This is a genomic window from Bartonella sp. MM73XJBT.G, from assembly GCF_028618435.1.
Classification (GTDB): Bacteria; Pseudomonadota; Alphaproteobacteria; order Rhizobiales; family Rhizobiaceae; genus Bartonella.
In genome coordinates this window covers 1-4,843 of sequence record NZ_JAQISW010000040.1, presented here as the reverse complement: position 1 = coordinate 4,843, position 4,843 = coordinate 1, and the positions used below count along the sequence as shown (strand labels likewise).

Genomic DNA, 4,843 nt, shown 5'->3' with positions numbered 1-4,843 from the left:
CTTCACTGACACCCCCGTCGTGTAGACCGGAAAGTTTCCGGGCCCCATTATCCTTATTTAGAATACTGATTTCACTGCCGCCGGTTCCTCTACCAATCGTGATAAGACCTGTTCCTCCATCACGCAGACTACGCGATAAAGTCATCTCTGTTGCTTGCTTAACAAGAATACTGTCTCTTACATCCCCAATCTCATCATTAAGAGTCGTGAAAGTGCTGTTAACTCCTTCAAAGGCTTCCGCTACATTATGATAAGTCTTTGCGTCACCTTTTGTGCCATCAGCATCAAATTGTGCAACTTTGAAATCGGGTTTTGTCCATTTGCCATCTTCATACTTAGTATCGCCACCAAAATACTCCGCAAGGGCAGTATTCGTAGAATGAAGCTGTGAACCATTCACCGCATCCGTTGATTTCTCTGAAAGATCTCCTGCTTTAACTCCAGAAAGGACCCGTTCTATACCGTCAGTGTTAGCAAAACTTACTTGAGTACCATTCGTTTCACCACCAACCGATATGACATGTGTCTTTTCATTTTGTTTAACAAGGCTGTCCCCTACAACTTGGTTAATTTGCTCATTCACTTCATTATGAATATTCGTGAAAGATTGATTCACTCCTTCAAAGGCTTCAGCAACAGTTTTATATTCTTGCTCTGTTGCTTTGCCACTATCATCGAACTTCTTAACCTTAAAGATAGGAGCGGTCCATTTACCTTCTTCATAACCAGCACCGCCACCTAAATAGCTCGCAAACTGATCTTGTAAAGAATAAAGCTGAGAACCTGTCACTGCATCAGTGGAAACTTTGGAAATCTCTCCATTCGCAAGAGAGGTGATCTTACTATTTTCTTTTTTACCTTCTTTTTCTCCATGTTGGGCGACAAAGGCTTTACTTTTCTGATCCCATAACAGAGCATCACCTTGAACTTCTTGAGTAATATTCGTGACCTGCTCAGTAAAGTTATTAACGACATTTGTAAAATTAGAATCAACATCGGAAAATGCATCCGCTACATTATGATAAGTCTTTGTTCCTTCTTCCTTACCATCTTTGAAGATTTTAAGCGTAAAGCTTGGTGCTATCCATTTTCCATCCTTATATTCAGCACCACCACCTAAGTACTGCGCGACCGTTTGATTTAATGAATAAAGTTGGGAACCATTAATAGCTTCTGTAGAGTCTTTTGTAATATCTCCGGCAGCAAGAAATTTAATTTTGCTGTTTGCCTTGCTATCTTTTCCACCATGCTGTGCACTAAAGGCACCATCAGTATTACTCCAATTCAAAGAATCTTTTGCAACGCCCTCTGAAACTTTCTTAATGCGAGCATTCACATTCTTGATATTGTCATCAAGTCCTTTAAAGGCTGAACCAACATCGGTATGGGATTTAGCTGTTACAGCACCTTCTCCATCAATATTCGATAAGTCATAGTTTGGCGCTTGCCATTCTCCTTTCTCATTATAACCAGCATCACCACCTAAATAGCCAGCAAACTGTTTTTGCAGATCATAAATCTGTCCACCAGTGATTGCATCATGAGAACTGTCAGCAATCTGACCATCGGCAACATTGTGAAGAGCTGTGGGAGTTGTTTTATCTTTACCACCCAAAGTTATACTCCCATAATTAATTTCATCCTTTCCCTTCTTATCATAATGAACAACTGCTGAGTCATCTGACTGAAGATGATTAATCTGGTTGGTAATTTCATTGGTTATTTTATTCTGAACATTCCTGATAGATGTACCAACGCCTTCAAAAGCCTCTGCTACATTCTGATAAGTTTCCTCTTCTTCTTTGCCATCATCTTTAACAGTTTTAACTGTAAAAGATGGATCACTCCATACGCCATCTTTATAACCAGCGCCACCACCTAAGTAAGTAGAAACCTTATTATTTGTCTCGAAAAGCTGCGAACCATTAACCACATCATGGGATTCAGAAGAAATTCCACCATTACCAACATTATGCAAACCAACAGTGCCTGTTTTCGGATCTCCAAAAGTAACACTATTCTTATTAACTTTACGTAATGATCTGGGAAGAAAACTTGTTTCATCTGAATCTGCTTCTTCATCGTAGAAAACCGCTAATGAACGTATTTCTGCAATTTTATCAGAAAGCTTAGTCACATTATCATCAAGCTGAGCTTTGTTAACGGCTTCATTGCTATGCTCTGCATTCTTAACTCCTGAAAGGATTCTGTCTTTACTATCCTGATCAGAAATTGTGATTGTATTACCGTGTTTTTCTGCACCAATCTTGACTACTTGTCTATCTTCATCCCATTTAACAAGACTCTCACCTTTTACATTGCTAATCTCATTATTAATCTGTTTGGTAATATCATTTTTGACATTGGTGATAGAAGTTCCAACTCCAGTAAAAGCTTCTGCTACTGTCTGATAATTCTTTTCTTCTTCCTTACCTTCACCATTAAAAGTTTTAAGCGTGAATGTTGGACCAACCCATGTGCCATCTTTATAACTAGCTCCACCACCAAAATATTTTGCAACATCTTTGCCTAATGAATAAAGCTGAGAACCATTGATTGCATCAGTCGAGTCTTTTGTAATATCTCCGGCAGCAAGGAATTTAATTTTGCTATTCGTTTTTTCTTCTTCTCCATGTTGCGCACTAAAGGCATTCGCTTCCTTGCTCCATGATAAAGAATCTTGTGCAACGCCCTCTGAGACTTCCTTAATACGATCATTCACATTCTTGATATTAATATCAAGCCCTGCAATTGCTGTTCCAACACTGTCAAGAGAACTTTCTGTTACAACGCCATCCTTGGTAATGTACGATAATTTATAAGTTGGACCTGTAAAAGCTCCATTGTTAAAAGCTGCATTTCCACCCAAGAATTTTGCTATATCTTCACCAATTTTATAAATCTGTCCGCCAGTGACTGCATCATGCGATTTATCAGAAATAATACCATTCGCAACATTGTGGAGAGACGTAGGAGTCTTGTCTTTACCACCAAAAGTTACGCTTCCATAATTAATGGTGCCATCCTTCTTATCATAGTGAACAACAGCTGAATCATCTGATTGAAGATCATTAATTTGGTTGGTAATCTCATTGGTGATTTTATTCTGAACATTCGTAATAGAACTACCAACGCTTGCCAAAGCTTTTGCTACATCTGGATAAGTTTCATCTTTTTCCTCACCATCGATGTTAACAGTTTTAAGCGTAAAAGTTGGAGCAGTCCATTCGCCATTTTCATATTTCGCATCGCCTCCAAAAGTTTTAGCTATCTTCGTAGCAGCGGTTTGGAGATTATTTGATACAGTTCCTACATTTTGATTTGTCGTAAAAAGTTGTGAGCCATTGATCGCATCAGCTGAGTCTTCGGTAATGTCACCATTTGCAAGAAATTTGATCTTACTCTTTGCTCTTCCCTCTCCATGCTGAGCACTAAAGGCTTTATCAGTTTCGCTCCACAATAAAGAATCACCTTTAACATTGGTAATTTCTTTATTAATTTGGTTGCTAATCTCATTTTTAACATTCGTGATAGAAGTACCAACCCCAGTTAAAGCACTCGCTACATCAGGATAAACCTGATCTTTAGATCCGCCATCAGCATCGAAGATCTTGATCGTGAAAGTTGGATCTGTCCACGTACCATTCTCATACTTAGCGCTACCACCGAAAGATTTGGCTATACTGTTCCCTAAAGCATGAAGCTGAGCACCCGTTATGGCTTCAGTTGAACCTTCACTGACACCCCCGTCGTGTAGACCGGAAAGTTTCCGGGCCCCATTATCCTTATTTAGAATACTGATTTCACTGCCGCCGGTTCCTCTACCAATCGTGATAAGACCTGTTCCTCCATCACGCAGACTACGCGATAAAGTCATCTCTGTTGCTTGCTTAACAAGAATACTGTCTCTTACATCCCCAATCTCATCATTAAGAGTCGTGAAAGTGCTGTTAACTCCTTCAAAGGCTTCCGCTACATTATGATAAGTCTTTGCGTCACCTTTTGTGCCATCAGCATCAAATTGTGCAACTTTGAAATCAGGTTTTGTCCATTTGCCATCTTCATACTTAGTATCGCCACCAAAATACTCCGCAAGGGCAGTATTCGTAGAATGAAGCTGTGAACCATTCACCGCATCCGTTGATTTCTCTGAAAGATCTCCTTTTTTAAGAGAGGTGATTTTACTATTTTTTCTTTCCTCTTTTTCTCCATGCTGCGCGCTAAAAGCATCCTCATCCTTGCTCCATACCAAAGAATCCTGTGCAACACCTTGTGTCACATCCTTGATCCGCTGGTTCACATTCCTGATATTCGTATCAATACCTTCAAACGCTTTACCAATATCTTTAAATTCAGCTTCTTCTTCCTTACCTTCTTTAGAAACCTTAGATAATTTATAGGTTGGACCCGTGAAAACACCATCTGTGAAAGCTGTACCACCTCCCAAAAACTTCGCAATATCTCCAGAAATTGTATTAATCTGGCTACCATTAATTGCATCACGCGAATCCTTAACAATCTCACCATTGGCAACATTGTGAAGTGCAACCGGGGCAGCATTCTTGCCTTTTCCTAAAGTTATGCTTTCATAATTAATGCTGCCATTTTCATCATCTTTTTTATCATAATGAACAACGGCTGATTCATCAGACTGAAGATTATCAGAAAGATCTTTCAAACCTTTATCAAGCTGACCTTTGTTAACTGCTTCATTGCTATGCTCTGCATCCTTAACTCCTGAAAGGATTCTGTCTTTACTATCCTGATCAGAAATTGTGATTGTATTACCGTGTTTTTCTGCACCAATCTTGACTACTTGTTTCTCTTCATCCCACTTAACAAG

Annotated in this window: 1 pseudogene; it reads right to left on the bottom strand. The window is 39.4% G+C overall.

What is annotated here, in order from left to right:
- Positions 1 to 4,843 (bottom strand): annotated as a pseudogene (locus tag PVV59_RS09220) (hypothetical protein); the annotation flags it as partial.